The organism is Streptomyces sp. NBC_01142 (assembly GCF_026341125.1).
In the GTDB taxonomy this organism is placed as follows: Bacteria; Actinomycetota; Actinomycetes; order Streptomycetales; family Streptomycetaceae; genus Streptomyces.
The window spans coordinates 1-22540 of the sequence record NZ_JAPEOR010000003.1 but is presented as its reverse complement, the minus strand read 5'-3'; the positions used below and the strand labels follow the sequence as shown (position 1 = coordinate 22540).

Annotated in this window: 23 protein-coding genes and 1 pseudogene; 8 read left to right on the top strand and 16 right to left on the bottom strand. The window is 68.4% G+C overall.

Features of this window, described 5'->3' with window-relative positions:
* The first annotated feature begins 101 nt into the window (after window positions 1–101).
* Window positions 102–569 carry a pyridoxamine 5'-phosphate oxidase family protein gene (locus OG883_RS34085; protein WP_266549835.1) on the top strand — a complete coding sequence of 156 codons (468 nt, stop codon included), beginning with the start codon at window positions 102–104 and terminating at the stop codon, window positions 567–569.
* A gap of 84 nt (window positions 570–653) precedes the next feature.
* Here the strand turns inward: OG883_RS34085 and OG883_RS34080 are convergent, their stop codons facing one another.
* On the bottom strand, window positions 654–1571 hold the full coding sequence (locus OG883_RS34080; protein WP_266549832.1) for a LysR family transcriptional regulator: 918 nt from the start codon (window positions 1569–1571) through the stop codon (window positions 654–656).
* Window positions 1572–1645: 74 nt separating this feature from the next.
* On the opposite strand from OG883_RS34080, the gene OG883_RS34075 reads away from it, so the two are divergent.
* Complete coding sequence (locus OG883_RS34075) at window positions 1646–2641, top strand: DMT family transporter (protein ID WP_266549829.1); 996 nt, start codon at window positions 1646–1648, stop codon at window positions 2639–2641.
* A 146-nt stretch (window positions 2642–2787) separates the two neighbouring features.
* Here OG883_RS34075 and OG883_RS34070 read toward each other — a convergent pair whose 3' ends face one another.
* The 3 genes from OG883_RS34070 to OG883_RS34060 form a co-directional block, all read right to left on the bottom strand.
* Window positions 2788–3813, bottom strand: coding sequence for a DMT family transporter (locus OG883_RS34070; RefSeq protein WP_266549826.1), 1026 nt, complete (start codon window positions 3811–3813; stop codon window positions 2788–2790).
* Window positions 3814–3974: 161 nt separating this feature from the next.
* Window positions 3975–5051 (bottom strand): DMT family transporter, encoded by a 1077-nt coding sequence (locus OG883_RS34065; RefSeq protein ID WP_266549823.1) that lies wholly within the window; start codon window positions 5049–5051, stop codon window positions 3975–3977.
* Window positions 5052–5082: 31 nt separating this feature from the next.
* Window positions 5083–5622 carry a Clp protease N-terminal domain-containing protein gene (locus tag OG883_RS34060; RefSeq protein ID WP_266549820.1) on the bottom strand — a complete coding sequence of 180 codons (540 nt, stop codon included), beginning with the start codon at window positions 5620–5622 and terminating at the stop codon, window positions 5083–5085.
* A 272-nt stretch (window positions 5623–5894) separates the two neighbouring features.
* On the opposite strand from OG883_RS34060, the gene OG883_RS34055 reads away from it, so the two are divergent.
* Window positions 5895–6323, top strand: coding sequence for an SRPBCC family protein (locus OG883_RS34055; protein WP_266549818.1), 429 nt, complete (start codon window positions 5895–5897; stop codon window positions 6321–6323).
* Between the two features lie 134 nt (window positions 6324–6457).
* On the opposite strand, the gene OG883_RS34050 is transcribed toward OG883_RS34055, so the two are convergent.
* Window positions 6458–7072, bottom strand: a complete 615-nt coding sequence (locus tag OG883_RS34050; RefSeq protein ID WP_266549815.1) for a PadR family transcriptional regulator — start codon at window positions 7070–7072, stop codon at window positions 6458–6460.
* Window positions 7073–8068: 996 nt separating this feature from the next.
* Between OG883_RS34050 and OG883_RS34045 the strand changes: the two genes are divergently transcribed.
* Both OG883_RS34045 and OG883_RS34040 read left to right on the top strand, forming a co-directional pair.
* Window positions 8069–8308: a DUF397 domain-containing protein gene (locus OG883_RS34045; protein ID WP_266533135.1), complete on the top strand. Its 240-nt coding sequence runs from the start codon at window positions 8069–8071 to the stop codon at window positions 8306–8308.
* 164 nt (window positions 8309–8472) lie between these two features.
* Window positions 8473–9363 (top strand): helix-turn-helix transcriptional regulator, encoded by an 891-nt coding sequence (locus tag OG883_RS34040; protein ID WP_266533132.1) that lies wholly within the window; start codon window positions 8473–8475, stop codon window positions 9361–9363.
* Here OG883_RS34040 and OG883_RS34035 read toward each other — a convergent pair.
* The 11 genes and pseudogenes from OG883_RS34035 to OG883_RS33985 form a co-directional block, all read right to left on the bottom strand.
* Entirely contained in the window at window positions 9360–10184 is an 825-nt protein-coding gene (locus tag OG883_RS34035) for an SAM-dependent methyltransferase (protein ID WP_266541112.1), read from the bottom strand. The genes OG883_RS34040 and OG883_RS34035 overlap by 4 nt on opposite strands.
* Window positions 10185–10363: 179 nt before the next feature.
* Window positions 10364–10789 (bottom strand): hypothetical protein, encoded by a 426-nt coding sequence (locus tag OG883_RS34030; protein ID WP_266533129.1) that lies wholly within the window; start codon window positions 10787–10789, stop codon window positions 10364–10366.
* Between the two features lie 197 nt (window positions 10790–10986).
* Entirely contained in the window at window positions 10987–11175 is a 189-nt protein-coding gene (locus OG883_RS34025; RefSeq protein ID WP_266533127.1) for a hypothetical protein, read from the bottom strand.
* A 273-nt stretch (window positions 11176–11448) separates the two neighbouring features.
* Window positions 11449–11613, bottom strand: a complete 165-nt coding sequence (locus OG883_RS34020) for a hypothetical protein (RefSeq protein ID WP_266533125.1) — start codon at window positions 11611–11613, stop codon at window positions 11449–11451.
* Window positions 11614–11662: 49 nt separating this feature from the next.
* Window positions 11663–12529, bottom strand: coding sequence for an IS5 family transposase (locus OG883_RS34015; RefSeq protein WP_266533123.1), 867 nt, complete (start codon window positions 12527–12529; stop codon window positions 11663–11665).
* Window positions 12530–12760: 231 nt separating this feature from the next.
* Window positions 12761–13921, bottom strand: a complete 1161-nt coding sequence (locus OG883_RS34010) for an IS701 family transposase (protein ID WP_266533120.1) — start codon at window positions 13919–13921, stop codon at window positions 12761–12763.
* A gap of 76 nt (window positions 13922–13997) precedes the next feature.
* Window positions 13998–14971: pseudogene (locus OG883_RS34005) on the bottom strand (IS5 family transposase).
* Window positions 14972–15043: 72 nt separating this feature from the next.
* Entirely contained in the window at window positions 15044–16234 is a 1191-nt protein-coding gene (locus OG883_RS34000; RefSeq protein WP_266549812.1) for a TniB family NTP-binding protein, read from the bottom strand.
* A gap of 5 nt (window positions 16235–16239) precedes the next feature.
* Window positions 16240–18375: a transposase gene (locus tag OG883_RS33995; RefSeq protein WP_266549809.1), complete on the bottom strand. Its 2136-nt coding sequence runs from the start codon at window positions 18373–18375 to the stop codon at window positions 16240–16242.
* Window positions 18375–19142 carry a TnsA-like heteromeric transposase endonuclease subunit gene (locus OG883_RS33990; RefSeq protein ID WP_266549806.1) on the bottom strand — a complete coding sequence of 256 codons (768 nt, stop codon included), beginning with the start codon at window positions 19140–19142 and terminating at the stop codon, window positions 18375–18377. The genes OG883_RS33995 and OG883_RS33990 overlap by 1 nt, the downstream gene beginning before the upstream one ends.
* Window positions 19139–20929 carry a TniQ family protein gene (locus OG883_RS33985; RefSeq protein ID WP_266549804.1) on the bottom strand — a complete coding sequence of 597 codons (1791 nt, stop codon included), beginning with the start codon at window positions 20927–20929 and terminating at the stop codon, window positions 19139–19141. Before OG883_RS33985 ends, OG883_RS33990 begins: the two co-directional genes overlap by 4 nt.
* Window positions 20930–20999: 70 nt before the next feature.
* Here OG883_RS33985 and OG883_RS33980 point away from each other — a divergent pair, with 70 nt between their 5' ends.
* The 3 genes from OG883_RS33980 (at window position 21000) to OG883_RS33970 (ending at window position 22510) form a co-directional block, all read left to right on the top strand.
* A complete protein-coding gene (locus OG883_RS33980; RefSeq protein WP_266549802.1) occupies window positions 21000–21254 on the top strand; it encodes a helix-turn-helix domain-containing protein in 255 nt (84 codons plus the stop codon).
* Window positions 21255–21266: 12 nt separating this feature from the next.
* Window positions 21267–21890: a TniQ family protein gene (locus OG883_RS33975; RefSeq protein ID WP_266549799.1), complete on the top strand. Its 624-nt coding sequence runs from the start codon at window positions 21267–21269 to the stop codon at window positions 21888–21890.
* Window positions 21891–21958: 68 nt separating this feature from the next.
* Window positions 21959–22510 carry a hypothetical protein gene (locus OG883_RS33970; protein WP_266549796.1) on the top strand — a complete coding sequence of 184 codons (552 nt, stop codon included), beginning with the start codon at window positions 21959–21961 and terminating at the stop codon, window positions 22508–22510.
* The last annotated feature ends 30 nt before the right edge of the window (window positions 22511–22540 follow it).

Sequence of the window (22540 nt, the reverse complement as noted above, 5' to 3'; positions counted from 1 at the left end):
ATCGCATCGGACCGGGCGCGCGACAGTAGCCGCCATTGCGCGACGAAGAAAGAGCCTCCATGATTTCTGACACCTAGTCAGCACCAGGAGGGAGGCCGCACATGGCCGTCACACAGCGCCGGGGCCGTCGCATCATGATGACTCCTGGCGAGCTGGACGCGTTCCTGACCGAGCAGCGCACCTGCCGGGTGGCCACCGTCTCCGCCGACGGCCGTCCGCATGTCAGCGCACTGTGGTTCGCCTGGGACGGGACCTCGCTGTGGCTGTACTCCATCACGCGCAGCCGCCGCTGGGCCGAGCTGCGGCACGATCCGCGCGTGGCCGTCGTGATCGACGACGGCGACGAGTACGGCGAGCTGCGCGGCGTCGAGCTCTCCGGCACCGCCGCCTTCGTGGGCGAGGCCCCGCGCACCGGTGAGCCGTGCCCCGAACTGGACGTAGCGGAGCGCCTGTTCGCCCGGAAGAACTTCGCCATGGACGAGATGCCGCACGACGGCAGGCACGCCTGGCTGCGGCTCACCCCCGACACGATCGCGTCCTGGGACTTCAGGAAGCTGTCAGGCCTCTGACCCACGGGATCCCTCGGACCCGCGACGCGATCCCTCGGACCGGCACGATCACTCGGCCCCGCGCGACATCGCGGACCCGCGCGATCACTCGGACCCGCGCGACATCCCGGACCCGGCGGCCGCGCGCAGCGCCTCGACCGCCGCCCTGATCGACGGGCGGCGGTCCGCGTCCGTCCGCCACACCGCGTACACGTGCCGGCGCATCCGCTGCCGTACGGGAACGAGTGCGACGCCCTCCGGGACGGGCCCCCGGCCCAGCCTCGGCGCGACGCACACCCCGAGGCCGGCGGCGATGAGCGCCAGTTGGGTGTGGTGTTCCTCCGCCATGTGCGCGATGCGCGGCTCGAAGCCCTTGGAGCGCAGCGTGAACATCAGCCACTCGTAACAGAATTCACCCTCCGGCCAGGACACCCACTCGTCGTCGGCGAACTCCTCGAGATCCACCTCCGCCCGGCCCGCCAGAGGATGATCCGCGGACATGGCGACATCGGGGACGTCGTCGAGCAGATGGGCCTGCGCAAGCCCACCCGGCACGGGCAGCCGCTTGTTGTTCCAGTCGAGCACGACCGCGAGGTCGAGGTCGCCCCTGACCACTTCCCTGACCGCCTGCTCCGGCTCCAGCTCCCTCGAGTGGACGCGCAGCTCGGGGTGGTCCTTGCGCAGTGAGGTGATCGCCGCGGGGAAGAGCCCGCGGGCGGCCGTCGGAAACGCTCCCACCCTCACCTCCCCGACCACCTCGCCGCGCTGTGCCTCGATGTCGGCCTGGGCCAGCTCGACCTGCGAGAGGATGCGCGCCGCATGGTCGGCAAGGAGGCGGCCGGCATCGGTGAGCCGGACCCCGCGCCCGTTCTTCGCCACCAGCTGCTGGCCCACCTCACGCTCGAGTTTCGCCATCTGCTGGGAGACCGCCGAGGTCGTCACATGCAGCCCGTCGGCCGCTCCGCTCACCGAGCCGTGGCGGGCCAGGGCATCGAGGGTCCGCAGGCGCTCCAGATTCAACATGTAAGCAATGCTAAGCGAACCATTCAAATAATTCTCGCTTGTCCTACGAGATTCAAACGCCGAGCATGGACGTCATGAGCACCGCCCTCCCCTCGCGGACCCCGTCCGTCCCTGCCGCCGCCACTCCTGCCCCCACTCCTGCACCCACCCGCACACCGACCGGCGCCGTACGCCGCCGCAAGGTCGACTGGCGCATCCGGTTCGCGGTGCTCTCGGCCGTCTGGGGCTTCAGCTTCCTCCTCATCAAGGTCGGCACCGGGGCGTACGCGCCCTTCCAGGTCACTTTCGGCAGGCTCTTCTTCGGTACGGCGGTGCTGGCCGTCGCCATGGTGGTGCGCAGGGACCGGCTGCCCGGCGGAATCCGCACCTGGATGCATCTCGCCGTCGCCGCCTTCCTCCTCAACGCGCTGCCGTTCTCGCTCTTCGCCTACTCCGAGCTGACGATCCCCTCGACGCTCGCCGGCATCTGCAATGCCACCTCACCGCTGTGGGGGATGGTCCTGTCAGTGGTCGCGCTCTCCGAGGACCGGCCCACCCGCCGCCGGGTCGCCGGTCTCGGCATCGGCTTCCTCGGCGTACTGACCGTGCTCGGCGCCTGGCAGGGCTTCTCCGGGCTCGACTTCGGCGGTACGGCGATGGCGCTGCTCGCCTCGCTGAGCTACCCGATCGGCTGGATCTACATACGCCGCACCCTGGCGGGCAGCAGCCACTCCCACCTCTCCCTGACCGGGGCCCAGTTGCTTCTCGCCACCGTCCAGCTCGCCGTGGTCACGCCGCTGTTCACCACACTGCCGACGTCCTTCCCGCTCGTCCCGCTGCTCGCGGTGATCGCGCTCGGCGCTCTGGGGACGGGTTTCGCGCTACTGCTCCAGTACGGACTGGTCGCGGAGGTCGGCCCGACGACCGCGCAGATGGTCACGTACTTCATCCCGGTCATCGCCACCGCGGCGGGCGTCACGCTCCTGGACGAGCAGCTGAGCTGGAACACCCCGGTGGGAGCGCTGATCGTCCTGGCGGGCGCGGCCCTCACCCAGAGCAGACCGAAGAAGCGCAGGTCTACCGCCCTGTGACCGGAAGCGTGGTGAGTTTGTCGCCCGCGTTCCTGTCCGTACCCTCGCTCACGCTGCGACGCCCTCCCGGCGCTCCGACCGGCAGCCGGCCACCCCTCGGGTGGCCGGCGCCATGAGGCGGGGTCGGCGCCATGAGGCGGGGTCGGCTACGCCGGCGCCTCGGCCCTCCTGCGTACGGACGCGATCCGGACTTCCGCCGCCGCGAGGCCCGCCACCGCTGTCAGCAGCAGCAACGTCCCCGTCACCGTCGCCGTCGTCAGCCGCTCCCCCAGCACACTCACGGCGATGGCCGCCGCGCTCACCGGTTCGAGGAGCATGATCACCGAGACGGTCGCGGACCGGACCACGGCCGCTCCCGCGAAGTAGAGCGCGTACGCGAGAGCCGTCGGCACCGCCGCCACATAGACCAGCAGCCAGACCACACGGGCGAGTTCGGCGGTGTGCGGCAGCAGCCCCTCCGCGATCGCTGTCGGCAACAGCCCCACCGACCCGATGGCGAAGGCCCACGCTGTCGTGGAGAGTGCATCGCCGCCGCCCCCGTCACGCCCCAGCCAACGCGTCAGCAAGGTGATGGCCGCGTATCCGGCCGCGGAGAGCAGCGCGAGCGCGACGCCGACCGGCCGCACCGTCCCGCCCTCGCCGCCGAGCACCAGGACGAAGAGACCGGCCAGGGCTCCGGCGACAGCGATGACGCCGCCCCGGCCGAGCCGCTCCCCCATGGTCAGCCGCGCGCCCACGGCGATGAGCACGGGGCCCGCGCCCAGGGTCACCACGGTGCCGACCGCGAGGCCCGTCGACTGCACGGCCGCGAAGTAGCTGCTCTGGAAGAGGGTGAGCCCGATGCCCGTACCGAGAATGCGCAGCAACCGGCGGCGTCGCGGCTCCGCGCCTGTGCGGGCACCGCCCACCGCGGCTGCCGCGCCTGTCCACCCGGACCGCCCGGACCGCCGCTTCCGCAGGGCGAGCGCGGCCAGCAGCAGCACCAGACCCCCCACGCAGCGCCAGAACGACAGCGCGAGGGGACCGAGATCGCTCACCTGGAAGACCAGCGAGGCAGCGGCGCCCGCGGTTCCCCACGCGACCCCGGCGAAGATCAGATAGATGAGGCTCCGCCCGACGGGCACGCCCACAGTGGGCACACCGACGGAAGGAGTGGAAGGAAGATTCGACACGTGACTTCTCCGTGTGAAGACGGGATGGCTGGCCGCTCGGCTTCATCACGCGGGCAGCGACGAACCGCTCGGGGACACCCCGAGCCCGGTCTTCGTCGAAGAAGGGCCGCCCGCGCTAAGCGGCAGGCGGCGGAAGTACGGTCAAATGCATGATCGGCACCCTACGGGGCGGCCTGCCCGGCCGACAACTCTCCCTCGGCGACGGCATCCCTGCCGCCCGCACCTTTGCCGCCCGCAACCCTGCCGCCCGCATCATTGCCGACTGCATCCCTGCCGCCCGTGCCCGGCACCTCGGCCGCCGGTCCACCGGCCGCCACCGGTCCGGACGGCGCCTTGGGCGCCTGGGACTGCGCGATGAACGCCCCGACCAGTACCACCGCACCGCCGAAGATCTGCGGCGCCGACAGGTGTTCACGCAGCAGCACCCAGGCCAGGACGGTCGCGATGACCGCCTCCAGGCACGCCACCACACCGGCCACCTGCGGGGAGAGCCTGCGGACCGAGATGACCCCGGTGACGTACGCGATCACTGTCGCGATCAGTACGACCCAGCCGAGCAGCAGCGCCGCGGGCACCTGCGTCCCGCCCATGTCCGCGCTGCCGCCGAGAAGCGACCAGTCCATGCCCCAAGGCCGGGACACCAGCGTCAGTACGACGGTGCCGATGAGCAGTCCGTACGCGATGACACCCAGCGGGTCCGCAGCGTCCTCCCGGTCGCTGCCCTGGTCGGACAGGACGAAGTAGCCGACCTGGCAGCACGCGGCGGCCAGGGCGAGGACCAGTCCGAACGCGTCGAAGGTGAGCCCCGCCCACACCTCGACGACGCACGCGAGACCGCCGACGGCGAGAACGACTCCGACCGCCGCGGACCTGGTGACGGGCCTGCGCTGGACGAAGCGGACCCAGCCGAGGACGAGCGCGGGGGCGAGATATTCGATGAGCAGCGCCACACCGACCGGGATCCGGGAGATCGCGGCGAAGTAGCAGGCCTGTACGCCCGCGACGGCGAGCAGCCCGAAGCCGACGAGCAACGCGGGCTTGCGCAGCACCAGGTCACGGTGGCGCCAGGCCACCGGCAGCATGATGAGCGCGGCGCCGGCCACTCGCAGCCACACCACATGCAGCGGGTCGAGACCCGCTTCGATCAGCGGCTTGGCCGCGACACCTGATCCACCGAATGCGAACGCCGAGCCCAGGGCGAGTCCCAGGCCGGCGCTCCTTCCCTGAGACGCGTGCATCGGCACATCATGTCAGCGTGAGTCAGGACCGTCACCCCCGTGACACATGTCGAGATGCCTCGGTTATCCGCTCGGCCAGCAGTTCCGCATCCACCCCGGCCCGCTCGAGCACCTCCACCGCCCGGTATGCACGGTCCGCGGCGAGGCAGCCGAGCAGATCCATGCCGCGGGCCCTCGGTTCGCCGCGCAGCTCGGCCCGCTCCACGGCCCTCTCCATGGCGGTGACCGCCGAGGGAGACCATCCCGGCACATGCGCCTCCCGTACGACCGCAACCGCGCCGGAGTTCTCCACCGAGCCCTGCCAGCGCAGGCCGTATCCGATGCTTCGCTGGACGAGGTAGCCGAGCACCCGCGCGACCTGCGCTCCCTCGCCAAGAGCGGTGCGGACCTCCGGATCCGATTCGATCAGCGAGTGCAGCAGATGAGCCGTGTCGATCTGACGATCGCCGTCGCGCAGCACCCTCCGGCGCGCACCCGCGGCCACCGAGGCCAACTCCGCGGTGAGTCTGGATTCGATCGCTGTACGGGTCGCGGCGGGTTGCTGGGGCACCCGCGGGGTAGGGCTGTGCACATCTCCTACCTCATCAGCTCCCCGAGGCCCGGGCGTCCCCGCGGGGACCGATTTGCCCCTCCCACGGAGGTTGGGCACGCGCGACCGGTTCCTCCTCCTTACGGATGAGATTGCGACAGTTCTCTTCCAGGGGCGCGCGCCGCCTTGCCCTACGCCCGGAGATCCGGCAGGTGCAGCTGATCGAGCAGATCTGACAGTTCATCAGCATTGAATGTTCGGACGGCTCCCGCTACGTTCCGCGACACCGTAACCGGACGAGAAGGGGTGGTCGTATGGCCGAAGTCAGTGCGGAGGCCCGTATCGAGGCGTCGGCCGAGAAGGTCTGGGCCCAGCTGACGGACTTCACGACGTACGGCCAGTGGAACGCCACCCACACCAGCTTCCCCAAGGGCGGGCCCGCGTCGCTGGAGCTGGGAGCCACCTACGAGGAGAACATGAAACTCATGGGGTTCCCCGCCGAAGTGGCCTGGACCGTGGAGGAGCTCGAGGCCGGCCGGGTGCTGGGGATCAGAGGCAAGGGCCCGATGGGCGTCAGCGTCGGCAACCGCTACACGCTCACACCGGACGGCGCCGGCACGAAGGTACGCATCGACGGGGAGTTCACCGGCGCGGCCGTGTCCCTGATGGCCGGCAAGCTCAAGGACTCGGCGACCGCCGCGCTCCACGAGTCGCTCCGCAAGCTGGGCGGACTCATCGCCTGACCCCTCCACCAGCCACAGGAGGACAGCGGCAGCGCGAGGACAAGCGGCCGCACCAGGACACCGACAGCACCAGAACGCCGGCAGCACGAGCAAGGGCCCCGCGCGGCTGCGCGGGGCCCTTCTCGCATCACGGGTCAGTGCTCGTCGGCAAGGATCAGATAGAGCTTCTTACGGGCTTCGTTGATGACGGCGACGCCCTTCTGCCGCTGCTCGGCGGAGCCGGTCTTCCAGACCTGCCCGAACGCCTCCATCAGACCGAACCCGGCCTGCCGGACCTCATTGACGGATTCCCAGTCGACACCGCGGCCGGCCTCTTCCCACGGAGCCTCCGGCCCCGATTCGGCCTCGGCGCGCCCCGCGTCGGTGAGCGTGAACAGCTTCTTGCCGCCGTCGCTCGCGCTGGTGATCAGACCTTCGTCCTCGAGCAGCTGGAGTGTCGGATAGACCGAGCCGGGGCTGGGCCGCCAGGCCCCGCCGCTGCGCTCGCCGATCTCCTGGATCATCTCGTAACCGTGCATCGACCGGTCCTTCAGCAGCGCCAGGATTGAGGCACGCACGTCACCGCGCCGCGCCCGTCCCCGACCGCCGCCACGGCCGCGGCCGCCTCCGAAGGGCCCGCCGAACGGCGGCCCGAACGGACCGAAGGCCCCGCGCCGCCCCTCGTACTCGCCCCGACCCTGATGGCCGGGCCCGCAGTGCCCATGCCCTCGGCCGTGTTCGTGATCCTGGCCTTGTCCATGTGAACGCATCGCTACGCTCCTTCCATCGTTGATCTGTCGCGATACGTCAATGATATATCGGAATAGTTCGCATGGCAATCGTCAATCGGTCCAGCAACTGACCTGTCTCAACGAAGCTGACGTGGATCTCATCTAAGTTGCACCAAATCAACTTCGTCTCAGCGAATCTGCACGTCGCGGTGATACGTCTCAGTGAATCTGCATCTAGCGTCCGCTTTGGGTGACGCAGCCCGTGAGTACGTCACCTACCTTGATGTCGGGACGCACAAAAGATTGCAGTGGGCGTGTCTCTGACCTGGGCGCTGAAATCATTTGTGCGGTGACTTGAGTCACACCCGACGCACGAATGATTTCAGTGCGCTACACGCCCTCTGGGCGCAACCCGCGCCGGGGCCACTCTCCGTAGTCCTACGCTGAGTGGCCGCTGGGCTGTCGTCACAAGGGGTCCCGGTAGCTCCCGCCGGAAGAGCAACGCTAGGGAGTGGTCCGCAGGTCAGGGCGCGGGTTCCATCGCGGCCATCTGCTCGTTGTGCTCGCGGAGTATCCGCATGGCCGGTCGCGGGCGGCAGGTCCTGACCCTTCTTCGCGCCCTTGGTGATGACGAGCCGGGCGGCGATGTCGCGCAGACTCATCTCCTGCTCACGCAGGTGGAGGCCACAGAGAGCATGTGGTCTTCGGTAAGGCCCGCGCCCCCGATGGTCTTGCCGCGCTTGCGAGCAGGTGGCCTTCCAGGGCGCGGTCGCGGACGGGTACGCAGGCCATTGCTTCCGCATGGAAGTCGCCGTGGCACCACGCTTGCCTGGCGGCCACGAGAGGCCTCCGGGGCTGAGCGACCCACCCGTACGTGGGACATCCTTGTTCGAATTTGGGCCGCTAGCATTCCATCCACGCCGGGCCATGAAATTGCATCACGGGATTTCATGGGGCTTTCACCTGTGCAGTCTCGTGGCCGCGAGGAGGAAGGTAGAAAAAATGGGATTATCGAACAGAGAGGGTGCCTCTTCGATGCAGAACTTCACGAACGGTATGGCCGCTGACCTCATCCCGGGGCAATGGGTCAAGAGCCGCATGTCCGAAGCGAACGGCATGTGCATCGAGCTCGCCGAGCTCCCCCAGGGCCGCATCGCGATCCGTAACTCGACCGATCCCGCCGGGGCAGCGCTGATCGTCTCCAGCGCGGAGATGGAAGCGTTCATCGATGGCGCCAAGAAGGGCGAGTTCGACGCCCTCTGCACCCTCAACTAGGCATCGGCGTACATAAGTTCGGCCGCCACCTTCAGCTCGGGCGTGTCATCATGTGAATACGACTGCCCGTTGAAGGAGAAGGCGTGTCCCCGGATCCGATTCCGATCATCCGTCTGGCCCGGCGCACTGCCGGGCCAGACGCAACAAAGACAGCGGCCCACATCATGCTTGGACTTGCCGTCAAGGATTTGCGTGATAAGGCCGGCCTCACGCAGACAGCCCTGGCGAAAGCGATCCTCGTTTCGAACTCAACAATCAGCCGCCTGGAGAATGCGGAAACCACGCCCGAGCGGCGGACGGTCGAAGCGGTGATGAATCAACTGAAGCTCGACAGCCCGGCGCGGGACGAGCTGACGATGCTGCTCTCCCGCGCCGAGGAGCCGGAGTGGTTTCAGAGCAGGTTCGGTGACTTCACAGCCGAGTACCTGCGCCGGCTCCTCGGCCTTGAGTCCATGGCCATCGTGCTCACCACATATGACGTGCGCCTGGTGTCGGGCCTGTTGCAGACACCGGAGTACGCGAACTGCATCATCCGCACCGGCTTGCACATCAGCGAGTGGGACAGCCCGGAGATGGCAATGCGCGTCGCTCTGCGCCGGGAGCGCCAAGAGCGGGTTTTCGGCCAGGCCGACCCGCCACGCTGCGTATTCCTGATGGACGAGTCCGTCCTGCTCCGACGGGTCGGCCCCAACGAGGTGATGCTCGAGCAGATGCTCCACTTGCTTGAGATAGCTGACCTCCCTCACCTCACCCTCCGGTTCGTGCTCCTCGACCGCATGATCGCGGGCAACGAGGCATCGATGGCGGGCGGCATGGCCCACCTCCAGTTCGGCCGCGGCGGACTGCCCGACCTCGTCTACGTCGAGGGCTACGGCAAGGCCGACTACTACAACAAGCCCGCACGGAGCGCCGAGGAACGCACGAAGCCGTGGCCGACCAAGGACAACGAGTTCGAGCGGCACCTTCAGTTGCTCCTGCGCATCCAGGGTGAGGCGTGCGCTTCACCGGCGGACAGCCGGCGCATGCTGGAGGCAGCCGTCAAGCGGTACTCCTAGCCGGCGCCCCCGGGCCTACTCCCGGACGGCACCTTCCCCAGCCCGCCGAACTCCGTCCACTCGACGCTGCGTTGGCGCTGCTGGATCTCGGAGTCAGGTCGCCAGTCGGTCACATCGACGAGACCTGGCTCCTCTACGAGGAGCTTCTCGAAGATCTCCTCCACGTCCGCCTTCTCGCGAACCCTTCCCCAGTTGCCCCCGGTCTGGGTCCGCATGAGTTCGGTGACCTCGTCGCGGACCTTCGGGTCGTCGCTCACCAGCTGACACACAACGACGAAACTGCCCGGGACGAGCCTGTCGGCCACCCGCTCCACCAGAGCCTTGGGACCGGCACTGTCAGGCAGGCAGTGCAGCACGGAGACGAACAGGGCGGCCACCGGCTGGGTGAAGTCGATGAGCCGCGTGAAGTCCGGGTGACCGAAGATAGTGTCGGTGTCCGTCATGTCGACCGGCAGTAGCGCGGTGTTGTCGTTCTCATCCAGCAGAGACTGGCCCAGCGCCAGGACGACCGGATCGGTGTCGATATAGACGACCCGTGACTCGCGGTGGGCCTCCTGCGCGATCTGATGCACGTTCCGCTGGGTCGGGAGGCCGGAACCGAAGTCGATGAACTGCTTGATCCCGTGCTCCTCGGCCAGCACCCGGACCACACGCTGAAGGAACCACCGGTTGTTCAGAGCGATCTCACGCGACGTGGGCGCCACCTCCAGCAATAACTGGCAGGCAACCCGGTCTACTTCGAAATTATTGCTGCCACCCAGCAGCCAGTCGTACATCCGCGCCGCACTCGGCACCGACAAATCGACATGCTTTCTCTCCACCAACGGCCCGTCCCCTAACCGATTCCGCCCCGATCGGAGTGAAGTTGCCCATCCTAGAAGGGCAGCACGCAACTGCACCACCGCCGGTACGGGTGAAGGGTGGCACAAGCTGGCAGAAAGTGGCGCATCCGAGCGAGCGTGGCCAGAGAGCGAATATGCCGGAGGAATTCACAGGTGAGTCAGAGGCGCCTCCCCTCGACGAGATACGGCAGCGCGCGCTGCGCGACAGTGAGGGCCGCTTCGATCGTGGGCGATTCGGCACCCATCAGCTCGGCCGCCTCGTCGACGTCAAAGCCAAGTCGGCAGCACAGCACCACGCTGTCGGCGCACCCGTCCGGAAGCTGTCCGTACAACGCGGTCAGGGCCGGATCGTGCGGCGCGGTGCGGTCGGCCTGCCAGCCCACCCGAAGGCGAAGTTCCTGCCAGACCTCGGCCGCGGGGCAGGGCTGGCTCAACAACCAGCCCCAGCGCTCCCGGGCGGATATCAGCGTGGTGCTTACAACGGCCGAAGAACCCACCTCAGCAGGCAGGCGAGCTCCGGCGTAGCGCATGTAGCGCGGCCGGTTCCGTTCGACGAAGGCCGCGAACCCCAGGTCCGCGGCCACCGCAGCAACCGTCGTCGGCACGGGGTAGCGAATGGGGAGACCGCTCTGCGGCACAGCGGAACGAGGGGAGAAGAGAATGAGGGCTCCTCAAGGGCGCGGGACCGCTGCGCCGGCCCCTGTGCTCAATGCCGCATGTACAGGCGGCAAAGGGAATGGGCCTCGCGCTCAATGGGAACGCGAGGCCGAAATGCCCAGGGCTACTCGCCCAGGCCCCAGCTGAAGTGGACACCGGCATGCCAGGCGAAGCCGAGCATGGTGACGATGAAGGCGGACTGGACCGTGTCAACTGCGGTGCCGGAGACCACGGTCCACGTGAGGACGAAGGCGGCGAGAACAGCACTCAGCCGCACCGCTACATGGCCTCCCGGGTCGGCGTGAATCCCCACGGGGACAATATTGAAACTGGTACCGTTAAATTGCCCGGAGGGCAGCTGCAGGCGCCCTCGGCGAATCGGTTCGATCATTTGTTTGTTTCCTTGTCGATCTGTTCGTCCCCGGGGACGTGGATGCACACTTCCCGGGCGGGCCCTCGAGCGGGCCTGAAAGGAAACTACCGCGCCGAACAGGGGGGCTGGCCCCTCAAGCCCCTCTATGCAAAGTCATTTTTGCGCACATAGCATTGCGATCATCAGGGGTCGATTTCCGTCATGCTTCGATCCTCACTGGCGGCGAAGAGACAATTCAATGCATCCTCGATCACATTCGATCAGCGCGCCGTCGGGGTATTTCGTACCGCTTCCCGAGCTGCCGAGCCCCGTCGCCTCCCGGGTGAGCCCGGGAGGCGCGTCGGCCCGCTTCCGGTCGGCCTTCAGGTAGAGGCTCATTCTTCGGCGGCACAGGGTGTGGATCTAGGGTGCGTTTTGAAAGTGCTGGTCACAGCCACTCGTTGATGGCTGCGATCGGCACGGTCGCTTCGTAGCGGACGGCGAGCTTGTCGTATCTCGTGGCGACCGCGCGGTGGCGTTTGAGGCGATTGATTCCGCATTCCACCGCGTGGCGCTCCTTGTAGTCGGCCTTGTCGAACGTGGGTGGCCGGCCACCCTGGGAGCCGCGTTTCTTGCGGTTGGCGATCTGGTCGCGCTTCTCCGGGATGGTGCATCGGATACCGCGCTTGCGCAGGTAGGCGCGGTTCGCGCGGGACCCGTACGCCTTGTCGGCGCGGACCTTGTCCGGCCGGGTGCGCGGGCGGCCCGGCCCGAGCCTGGGCACCCGGATACGCCCCAGGACCACCTCGAACTGCGGGGAGTCGCCGCGATGTCCGGCCGTGATGACCAGCGACATCGGTTTCTGGGCCTGCTCGACCGCCAGGTGGAGCTTGGTGGTCAGCCCGCCCCGGGAGCGTCCGAGCCCGTGGTCCTCGGGCTCGGTGAAGACACCACCCGGCGGCTCGATCTGCAGATTGCGAGCACCAGCCGCATGCTGGTGGGCGCGGGCGATGGTCGAGTCCACCGAGACGTCCCAGGTGATCAGTCCTTCGGCGTCGGCCTGAGCCTGCAGTTGCTCGAAGATACGGTGCCAGGTGCCATCCCGCTGCCAGCGCCGGAACAGGCCGTAGACCGTTTCCCACGGGCCGTACCGCTCGGGCACGTCCCGCCAGGGAGCACCGGCGCGGGTGCGCCAGCGTATGCCGTCTATCAACTGCCGCTTGGTGTGCACCGGCGGCCGGCCAGGCTTCTTGCCGACCGGGAGCAAGGGCTCCAGCTTCGTCCACTGCGCATTCGTCAGATCGTGCCGCCCCATGAAGTGGATCTTGACACATCAAGATCCACTTCTGAAACGCACCCTAGTACTGCAACGGTCTTTGCTCTGATGGTTTGTTGGCTTCTGGTGGTGTGTGGCCGCGTCGTTTGTAGTGGCTGATGCGGGCTTGGTGTTGTCGTCTGCGGCGCCAGTGTGACCAGTGCAGGACGTGGTCGGTGCTTGGGCGGGGTCGAGTGAGGCGGGTGATCAGGCGTCTGAGTTCGGGGAGGGTCAGGGGTATGAGCTGGGAGGATCCGTTTCTGCTTTCCCGGTGTCGAGTTCACGGGCCCGCAGGACGGTGAGGCAGGCGTGTGCGGCCATGGCCAGGGTGATGTGGCGGTGCCAGCCGTCGTAGCGGCGGACCTGGTAGTCGTCCAGGCCGCACTCCTGCTTCGCGGTCTGGAAGCACTCCTCGACCGCCCACCGGCTGCCCGCGATGCGGATCAGCTCGTCGAGTGTGGTGTCGGCCGGGCAGTAGGCGATGTAGTAGGAGATCTCCTCGGGCCGGCGGACACTTCGGCGGGCGATCACCCAGTGACGACGGTCCTCGCGGTGCCAGGGACGGACCTCGACCCTCGCCCAGTCGTAGACCCTCGGGCCGTGGGCGCCGTTGCCGCAGGAACGGCGCTTCCACTTCTGCCGGGACAGCCCGGGAAACAGATCGTGAACGGGGTGGTCCATGGCCCAGCGGGTGACGACGGTGTCATGCCGGGTGGTGGCCATCACGTGGAAGACATCCGCCCGCTCCAGCTCAGAACGCCAGCCCTTGGAGAAGCCGTAGGCGGCGTCGGCGGTCACCCACCGGAACGGGATCCGGTCCGTGATCGCCCGGCGGACCATGGCCTTGGCCATCACCACTTTCGTCTCGAAGGCGACCGTGTCGTCGATGCCCGCGGCCCGGCACCGGTCGCGGTCATCGGTCCATGAGGTGGGCAGATAGAGGCGGCGGTCGATCAATGTGCGGCCGCGTCCGCCGGCATAGGCGAGGAAGACCCCGATCTGGGAGTTCTCCGTCCGGCCGGCGGTTCCGGAGTATTGGCGCTGGACCCCGGCCGAGCGGATGCCCTTCTTCAGGAACCCGGTGTCGTCCACGATCAGCACCGCATCCGGATCGCCGAGGTGCTCGACGACGTAGTCCCGCACGTCGTCCAGGACTTCGTCCGCGCTCCAGTCGATCCGGTTCAGCAGCCGGTGGATCCGGTCCGGGCCGCCATGCCCGGCCTCCTCGGCAAGCGTCCAGCCGTTCTTCCGCTCCAGCGGAGCTATCAGCCCCCGCATATAGGCGAGAGCCGACTCCCGCGGCTCCGACCTGGAGAAACGGTGCACGAACCGCTCGTGCAAGGCCTTCAGTTCACCGGCCCACGACCGGGCATCAGCAAGTTCCCCACCCATGACCTGATAAACGACCGACCTGCCCAACCGTCACGGCAAGCACCGTTGCAGTACTAGGGCCTGTATCTGGTTGTGATCAGAGGGTGGTTCGCGTGAGGTCCTTGATCCAGATCATGGAGGCACGAAGATGCAGGCCGGCGAGGTAGCTTTCGGGCCTCTTGTCGTAGCGGGTCGCGATGCCCCGCCAGGCTTTCAGCTTGTTGATCAGGCGCTCGACGGTGTTCCTCTCCTTGTAGAGGTCGATGTCGTGGCCGACGGGCCGACCACCCCGGCTGCCCTTCTTCTCCGGGATGACCGCCTTGATCTGGCGTCTTCGCAGGTAGGCGCGGTTGCCGCGGGACGAGTACGCCTTGTCCCCGGCCACCGCGTCGCGCCGGGTGCGGGGACGACCGACGGGTCCGCGGACCCTTACCTTCTTCAGGACGGGGATGAACTGCGGGCTGTCGGCGGCCTGTCCAGCGGTCAGGATGAGCGCGAGCGGACGGCACTTGCGGTCGGAAGCGAGGTGGACCTTGCTGGTCTGTCCGCCGCGCGAGCGCCCGAGCAGAGCGGCCCTCAGCCGGAGTCGGTGTCGCCTTCGCAGGCGGCGTCGCTCCTCCCGGGCGGGGTCACTGTCGGCGGATCGCCCGTCTTGTCCTTGCTCATCGCCCCCTTTGACTGGGTCTTCTCCTCCTCGGCGGCCTTCTCCAGGGCGGTGAGCACCTCCTCGTCGAGCTGCACCCCGGCGGCGTCGTGGTGGGCGCGGGTAGTGGTGGAGTCCACGCTGACCAGCGACAAGTCCACCTCGCCGCGCTTGGCGGCCTCGGCTGTCAGACCCTCCAGCAGGGCCTCGAAGACACCGGCGTCCCGCCACTGCCTGAAGCGGTTGTGCACGGTGGACCAGGCGCCGAACTCGGTCGGCATCTCCCGCCACTGCCCGCCCGTCTTGAAGCGCCAGATCACGCCCTCGAACTGCTGCCGCAGCCGCTCGGGATACGGGCCAAACCTGCCGATCGGCAAGTACGGCTCGATGAACTCCCATGCTTCGTCGGTGAGTTGCGCCCGCGTCATGCACGACGATCTACCAGATCGCGGCACAGGACGCAGGCGTCCCCACAGATTGATCACAACCAGATACAGGCCCTAGCTGGCTTCGGCTTGCCCGTCTTCTTCGTCGGGGTTCTGGGTGTCGCCAGGAGGTGGCGGGGTGGGGTCGGTGTGACCCCAGTCGGTCTCGTAGGTGCTCTGGGCGTGCTCGTTGATCGTGATGCTGGCCAGGAGGTTCCGGTCGATGCGCTCGGCTCCGGTCAGGACCGCGTCGGCTGCCGCTTCGCGGATGAGTTCCGCGAGAGAGCTGATGTTGCCTCCGGTGCGGCGGTACAGGTACTCCCACTGGCCGACGAGGGTGCCGGGCCGGTGTTTGTACAGGACGAGGGCGTCTTCCATCGCGGTGATGACGGAGACCCAGTCGGCCTTCTCGTCCCTGGTCCCGATGCGGTAGGGGGTCATGTGGAGCAGGGTGTTGCGGCCAGCGGTCTGGGTGACGCGCGCGTCGCCGGTGCCTTCGAGGAAGAGGCCCGAGTACTTCAGGTCGACACCGGTGTAGATAAAGGTGGCGGCGGTGTGGTTTGCGATGAACTTCAGGTGGTCGTTGACGACCTTCCCCTCCTTGAGGGAGAGGTCCATGAAGTGCGCGTCGTCGATGATCACGAGCTCGACGCCCGTGCGGCGCATGTTGTCCAGGACGAGGCGGGTGATGTCGCTCTTGGTGGCGCCGGACCGGTAGGGCTGGGCGAGGTACTGCGCCAGTGCGACCGACAGGTCCTTCGGGGTGGCCTGGGAGGGGATGTTGATGTAGACGACGGGCGTGTAGTCGATCAGCCGCCCGTCGACGATGTACCGCTTCTCGAAGCGTTCGGGGTGGTTGCGCCGCAGTTCGTGCTCGAAGTCGTACGCGAACGTCTTGACCAAGGTGGATTTGCCGAGGGTGGCGGGACCGTCGAGGACGATGCTGCGCCGTGCCCCGGCGGGCTGGAAGGCGTTGGTCATCATCCGGCGGCGGATCTGGTGGTGGATGGTCTTCATCTGGCTGGTGCGGACGATGACCAGGGCACTGTGGTGGGCGAAGCGGGCCATGTTGTGCCGGTGCCGTTCCTCGGCGTCAAGCTGCTCGTAGTCCGCGAGGGGCAGCAGGACCGGCTGCAGGGGGAGGATGTAGTCGAGGTATTCGCGCCATTCCTCCTTGGTGCGCGGCTCGGACAGGCCGGGGTGCCTGAAGTCGCCCGGCCCGTACGGCTCTTCGGGCAGGTCGTCGGAGGGGAAGGGGGTGGGCACTGCGGTCAGCCTTCCTGACTGGTGTGGGGGTTCCAGACCTCGGCGGGCTGGACGGCGAACGGGTCGAAGTCGTCCTCGCCGGGCAAGTCGGGGACGGCGTGGAGCGCGGGGACGGTCGGCTCGACGACTTCCGGCACCGGCGGCGGGACGGTGGCGGGGACCGCGGGGGTGGAGCGTGCTTCGTCCTGGGCCTGGGCTTCACCGCGGTGCCGGTCGCGGGTGTGACGCGTGCGGTCGGTCTTGGTCCACATCTCGGGGGCGTCGGTGCGGTTCTGCAGGTCCCACAGGGCCTTGGCGATCTGCTCCTGGAAGTCCTTGTCCTTCGGGTCGCCGCCGCGCTGTTCCACCAGACGCCTGGCCTCGCGCAGGGTGATGTCGGTGAAGGGCTGCAGGTCGCTGAGCGCCTTGGTCCAGCGCAGCGTGTACCAGGTGTCGTTGCGGGGGTTGTGGAAGTAGGTGTGCAGCAGGTTGCGGGGGTCGTAGCGGATGGGCCAGCGTCCGTTGTCGTAGGGGGACTTGGCACGGCGGAACTTGTAGAGGACGTCCTCGTTGTAGACCAGGTAGTCGAGCTCGACGCCGTAGGAGTTGATAGCGCGGCCGCCATCCGCGATGGGCAGCAGTTCGTAGTACATCTTGGGGTCGCGGGGGCAGTCGACGTAGCCGGCCGCTCCGAGCGCCATGGCGTACGCCTCGTTGGGCGAGACGTTCAGGTCGGGAAAGCCCTGCAGGGTCAGGCCTCGGTGGTGCTGGTTCTGGTAGACCGCGATGACGTACTCGGCGAAGAACTCGGCGATCTCGTCCAGGGTCCAGCGGGCCTGTTCTTCGACGTGCTTGCCGCGGTGGGCGACGTTGAAGCCCTTGTAACCGGCGATGTGCATGGAGAACTGTTCCCGGATTGTCCCGAACAGGCGTTCCACGTGGGGTTTGTCGGTGGGCTTCAGCTTGCGGGCGTCCTGCAGGTCGATCCTCCATTTGCGGCAGGCGCGCTTGACGACGTCGGACTTGTAGGGCTTGCCGTGGTCGTAGAGCAGGGTCTCGGGGTAGACGACGGGCCTCGCTGCGGCTTCGGCGAGGCGTTCGTCGACGCTGAGGTGACGCTCGAAGGGGACGCGCAGCATCTGGTAGCGCAGGGCGTCGGCCCACTCGGGGCGCATCGGCTCGGGCGTCATGACGTCCGCCAGCAGCAGGCCGATGTCGATGGCCTTGGTGCCCAGCGGGGTGAGGCGCCAGGCGAGGATGGAGCGGGTGGTGACGTCGATGGCGACGGTGAGTTCGACGTTGTAGGTGTCGTTCATCGCGGGGTCGTAGGCCAGGACGTCGAGCGGGGTGGTGTCGAGCATGACGACCTGGCCGGGCCGGTGGGCGATGACGTTGCCGAAGGTGCGGTCGGGCTGGTTGGCGTCCGAGATCCGCTGGTAGGCGGGGTCGGAGGGACTACGGTGGAGGAGGAGTTTGACCACCCGGCGGAAGGTGTCCGGCTTGGGCAGTTCGACGGTCCCGGGGCCGTAGTCCGCGTCGAGCCGGTTCTGGGTGCGGCGCCGGAAGCGGGTGGAGACGCTGGAGGAACTGTCGCGTTGTTCGGCGGCGGCCTGCTCGCGGATCGCGGTGATCACCCGCTCGTCGATGTTGCGCAGCGGGTTCTTCAACCGGGCTTTGCGGCCGTCGACCAGCGCCCACAGGCCCTTCTCTTCCCACTCCTCGAGCAGCTGCCAGATGCGGCGCTCGGTCAGTCCAAGCTCGGCCGCCTTGGTCACGACTCGCTCGGAGAGCAGGAGGTCGGGGTGGTACTGGGGGCGGGGCTCGCCGGGCTCCTTGTCGAAGGAGGAGCCGGAGCGGAAGCCGGTGGTGGCCTCGTACAGGTGGGCTTCGAGTTCCAGGGCGTCGTCGCGGGCCTGCTTGTTCGTCAGCGATGCCAGAACGCCGCCGGGGTCCAGGCCCGCGGTGCCGTTGTCGGAGGTGGCCGGCGGCGCGGTCAGGGTGCGGAAGGTGGGGTCGGTCAGCAGGATGCTGAGCATGATCGTCTGGTGGCGTCCGGAGATCGAGCGCAGGCGGACCAGGGCGCCGGTGATGCCGGTGACCTGGTGCTGTTCTTCCTCGAAATCGATCCAGTCTTCGACGGCGATGCGGTGGCGCTGGTCCATCAGGTGTGCTCCGGTTCGGGTGCGGCCCACACCTGGGTGTGGTCGCGCAGCGGGCGGGTGAGGTCGAACAGCAGGCGGTCGTGCCACATGAGGTGGTAGGTGACGGCCCGTTCGATATCCGGATCAGGCCAGATGGAGAGCAGCTCGGCGATGGTGACCGGGTGCTGGGCGCGGAAGAGCAGGATGTCCACGAGGGGGGCGGCGGCGTTCAGCGGTCTGCGGTAGCCGGCGAGCCATTCGACGGTGGCCCACAGCTGCTCGTCCGGTTCGCCGACCATCTGGTAGTCCCAGCCGAGTTGTTGGCATGCGGTGGCGCTACGGCGGGCCTGGAGCTGGACTTTGGACTTGTCGAGCTGTTCGGGGTTCTTGACGTCCAGCAGCAGCACGGAGCCGTCACTGCGGCGGACGAACAGGTCCGGGTAGTGGGTCCAGGAGCCGTCGGCGTCGATGCCCTCGAAGATGAAGGGCTGGGCCGCGAAGCAGGCGATCTTCGCGTCGAAGTCGAGGAGCTTCATCCAGCGGGCTTCCAGGAAGCTCTCGTAGTCCAGGACCGTGTCGCTGCTGGCCGCCCAGTAGGAGCCGGGGGTGTGTTCCTGTCCTTCGTAGGTGGGAAAGTCGCGGGCCGGCATGCAGGTCTCGAAGCGCACCTCGCGGGCCTGGTCGGCGGGCAGGAGCCGTTCGGTGCAGTCGGCGTCGTAGTAGTGGATGTACAGGGGGTGGGCCGCGCTGCGTACGGGCCGCAGTGTGTTGGGTCGTTTCGGACTCATGCCCCTCGCTTTCCTTCGGTGGCGCCGTCGAGGAGCGCCTGTCCGTGTGCGGTGAGTTCACAGGCGACGGATGCGGGGAGCCAGGCTGCGAAGCGCCTGGCGCCTTCGCGGACGGAAGTCATGCCGGTCGGGGCCCACAGGTGGGGGGCGTATGCGGGGGCGTCGCGGACGTCTCCGCCGGTGAAGTGCTGCCAGATCCAGGCGGCGGCGTGGCGGCGGCGCTGCTCGGTGACGTCGTACCCCAGGGGGTGGCACACCGCGAACAGCACCAGGTGCGGAACCTCAGTCAGGCCGGACAGGGCCCAGCGCCGGGCGGCATAGTCGATCAGGCCGTGCTCGACGAGGCGGGCGCCGAGGCGTTCGATGTCCTGCCAGAACGCGCCCGCGTCGCCGATCCGCTGCACCAGCGTGTTCGCTGCGCGGGCGGCTTTGAGGGGGTCCATGGCCAGCGCGGCCGCGGCCCGCTGCCAGCTGGTGGCGCCTGCGAGGCGGGCCAGCGCCATAGCGGCCAGGCGCCGGCCGCTGATCTCGGCGGTGCCGGGCAGATGCCGGGCGATCAGTTCGCGGTAGTCGCCCGGATCCGCGAGGTGGCACACGTGGTGGGCGGTGAACGGCGCCTGGCTCTGGGAGCGGCTGGCCAGCACGCCAGCGACGCGGGATGCGGGCCGGATAGCGGCGCGCACCAACGGCTCCAGAGCGGCAGGCCGCGGTATCGGGCGCAGCGGATCGCTCTTGCCGGGCCTGCGGCGCAGCGCGACGGCCCGGTCCATCCAGGCCGCCAGGGCGCCCTGGCAGGCGGCGCGGTCCTCGGCGAAGAGCACCGGGGCGCTCAGTGCGAGGACAGCGGCGGCGTGCGCGGCACTGGGCGGGCTGGCCTGGAGCTGGCTGCGCCCGCCGCCCAGGCTGGCGAGCTGCCGCTGATGCAGGTCGGCGGTGAACGCCTCGACTGCCGCACCGGGCAGCGCGCTGCAGGCGCTGATCTCCTCGGCGGTGGTGACCAGCCGGACCACGGCCGCGGTGAACCGCACCACGGCGAAGAACTCCGCCCCGGTCACCTCGCTGCCTGCCACCTGCGCGGGGCCGCCGTCGGCGACATCAAGGAGGCGCTGCTGCAGGTCGGCGAGTTCGGCCGGGACCGGCACGGTGGGGTGTGTGGCCAGCCTCCGGCTGCACAACCCGGCCTTGCGCCTCCTGCTCGCAGAACGCCGGTTGTTGCAAAGATCCAGGTCGAGCATCTGGCGGCGGGTGGTCAAGCCGCGGGGGTGGCCGGCGTATCCGGAACCGAGACGCGCATCGCACTGCCGGCAGGTATCCACCAGCAGGACACGATGCTCAGGGCACACGGCGGCCATGCCCAGACGCCACCACAGCGGCCACACCGGAGCGGAGGCCAGGCATTTCGGGCACGCGCGGCTGGATGTGAACAGCGCCCACTCGCGGTTGCGGAGCCTGGCCAGGCTCTCCTCCTGCTGTGCCGGCTGGTCGGGCCCGGTGAAGTCCAGCACGGTATCCGCATACCGCGACAGCTGCATCGCCTGAATCACCGGCGCGTCCAGGCCGGTGGCCGCCCTGATGCCCTGAAGGCTTCGCTGTGTGAGCGCGGTGCCGAACCACAAAGGCCTCACCCCCGAGTAGCTCGGGTGGCATGCCAGGCCCAGCACCTGCGCGGCCTGGCCCGGGGCGATCTGCCAGTCGGCCGCCGCGCGGCTGAGCCAGGACGGGAACGACTCACCGTCGACGGGAACCGGTACCGACGGAAGCCGACGCGGCAGTCCTCGGTGGTCCACCGGCTCCTCCTCCCGATTCGATCTTGTAGGAGATCTCCTACAATCGTGGGACCGTACTACGGTTCCGTCTGTGGCGAACAGTGATTCCGGTGCGGGCGTCCCGGCTCAGCGGCTGGTCTTCGGGCGGCGTCTGCGGGCTCTGCGTACGCGTGCGGGGATGACCCAGACCGCGGTGGCGGCCGCTGCGGGGATGGACCGGTCCTTCTACGCGGAGGTCGAGGCCTCCGTCCACAGCATCTCCGTCGACCGCATCCCGGCCCTGGCAAAGGCCCTGGGCGTGACGCCCTCCGAGCTGTTCCAGGACATGGGTGCGGACCACCAGTAACGGCCCGTGTTCATGCTGGATCCAGGCGTCTGCCCGCCTGCCCCACAGGTCGGGGTGCCGCGTCGGCTGCCGGCTGTTCCCCTGCCCGGTGCACGGGAGTCACTGCCCAGCTGGATCAACCGGATCGGTCTCCTCTACGGGATCCACCAGCCGGACATCCTCGCCTGTCTGGGGCTCGCGGTCCGAGGGGAGATGCGCCCGACGACGGCGGGCCTGGCTCTTGCGCCCTCGTCCCTGGACACACTCTCCGCGGCGACGGGCGTACCCGCTGAAACGATCGGCGGCATGCTGCTGTCGCGGTTCGCCGCCACCGCCTTGCCCAACCTCCCGTCCCCACCCTTTCAGCATCGAGGGGACCTGACCGCGTGGGTTGTCGGAGCGTGGGTTCTTCGGCGCCACTCCAACTTCTGCCCCAAGTGCCTCGCCCGGGACGGACAGTGGCGGCTGGAGTGGAAGCTGCCGTGGAGCTTCGTCTGCCTGGATCACCGGGTGTATCTGCGCAACTGCTGCCCGCGGTGCAAGCGAGTACAGAGCGGGCTGTCCTGGGGCTGGGACAGCCGCGTGTGCCGGCTGCGGTGGCGAGCCTCCGCCCCCTCGCTCACCAGCCGCATCCCGCATCCCGCATCCGGAAGGTGACAATGCCACCGTGTGCCGTGGGCGCCTGGACCAGGGCGCGACGGTCCCGCTCGCCGACAGACACGCCTTTGAGGGGCAGAAGCGGCTGCTGCGCTGGCTGTACGGAACACCGGAAGAGTCCCGCCCGGGAGACGGAGTTCGCCTCGCTGACCGCCATCGCCGCCCAGCGCCTCGCCCCCGACATGCTGTCCAGGGCCCAGGCGGAACTCCGGCCTGTGCTCCATTTCACCGACACCGATACCGGCTGGCCCCAGGGCGAGCCGGAGCTGTCGCCGCTGTGGGCTGACCCGCTGCGGATGGCCGGCGCCGCACACGTAGCCCAGCGGCTGTCGACGCATGAGTTCCGCCCGCAACGGTCGGTGCAGTGGCTGAAGCTCAAACAGCCGCGCTTCGGAGATCCGTTCACTCATCTCATGGACCACGGGCACCAGTTGTACGGAACCTCCCTGGTGTTCGGGCCGTTCCACCACGACACCGCGCACATGCGCGAGGCCCTGCGAGTCGACCTGGTGTCCTTGCCCTACCAGGGCCCCGCCTACATCAACTCCCGGTCCCCGTACCGCCTGCACCCCACTGCCGGGAGCGTAGACAGGCCGAACTCCCAAGGGCAGTCCCGATGAAGCCGGACAGCCTCGACACCGAGGTGGACA

Excerpts from the sequence above, each read along its gene's own strand:
- OG883_RS34085 (WP_266549835.1), top strand. The coding sequence starts at position 102 with ATGGCCGTCACACAGCGCCGGGGCCGTCGCATCATGATGACTCCTGGC.
- OG883_RS34080 (WP_266549832.1), bottom strand. The coding sequence starts at position 1,571 with ATGTTGAATCTGGAGCGCCTGCGGACCCTCGATGCCCTGGCCCGCCAC.
- OG883_RS34075 (WP_266549829.1), top strand. The coding sequence starts at position 1,646 with ATGAGCACCGCCCTCCCCTCGCGGACCCCGTCCGTCCCTGCCGCCGCC.
- OG883_RS34065 (WP_266549823.1), bottom strand. The coding sequence starts at position 5,051 with ATGCACGCGTCTCAGGGAAGGAGCGCCGGCCTGGGACTCGCCCTGGGC.
- OG883_RS34055 (WP_266549818.1), top strand. The coding sequence starts at position 5,895 with ATGGCCGAAGTCAGTGCGGAGGCCCGTATCGAGGCGTCGGCCGAGAAG.
- OG883_RS34050 (WP_266549815.1), bottom strand. The coding sequence starts at position 7,072 with ATGCGTTCACATGGACAAGGCCAGGATCACGAACACGGCCGAGGGCAT.
- OG883_RS34045 (WP_266533135.1), top strand. The coding sequence starts at position 8,069 with ATGCAGAACTTCACGAACGGTATGGCCGCTGACCTCATCCCGGGGCAA.
- OG883_RS34040 (WP_266533132.1), top strand. The coding sequence starts at position 8,473 with ATGCTTGGACTTGCCGTCAAGGATTTGCGTGATAAGGCCGGCCTCACG.
- OG883_RS34020 (WP_266533125.1), bottom strand. The coding sequence starts at position 11,613 with ATGAGCCTCTACCTGAAGGCCGACCGGAAGCGGGCCGACGCGCCTCCC.
- OG883_RS34015 (WP_266533123.1), bottom strand. The coding sequence starts at position 12,529 with ATGGGGCGGCACGATCTGACGAATGCGCAGTGGACGAAGCTGGAGCCC.
- OG883_RS34010 (WP_266533120.1), bottom strand. The coding sequence starts at position 13,921 with ATGGGTGGGGAACTTGCTGATGCCCGGTCGTGGGCCGGTGAACTGAAG.
- OG883_RS33995 (WP_266549809.1), bottom strand. The coding sequence starts at position 18,375 with ATGGACCAGCGCCACCGCATCGCCGTCGAAGACTGGATCGATTTCGAG.
- OG883_RS33990 (WP_266549806.1), bottom strand. The coding sequence starts at position 19,142 with ATGAGTCCGAAACGACCCAACACACTGCGGCCCGTACGCAGCGCGGCC.
- OG883_RS33975 (WP_266549799.1), top strand. The coding sequence starts at position 21,267 with ATGCTGGATCCAGGCGTCTGCCCGCCTGCCCCACAGGTCGGGGTGCCG.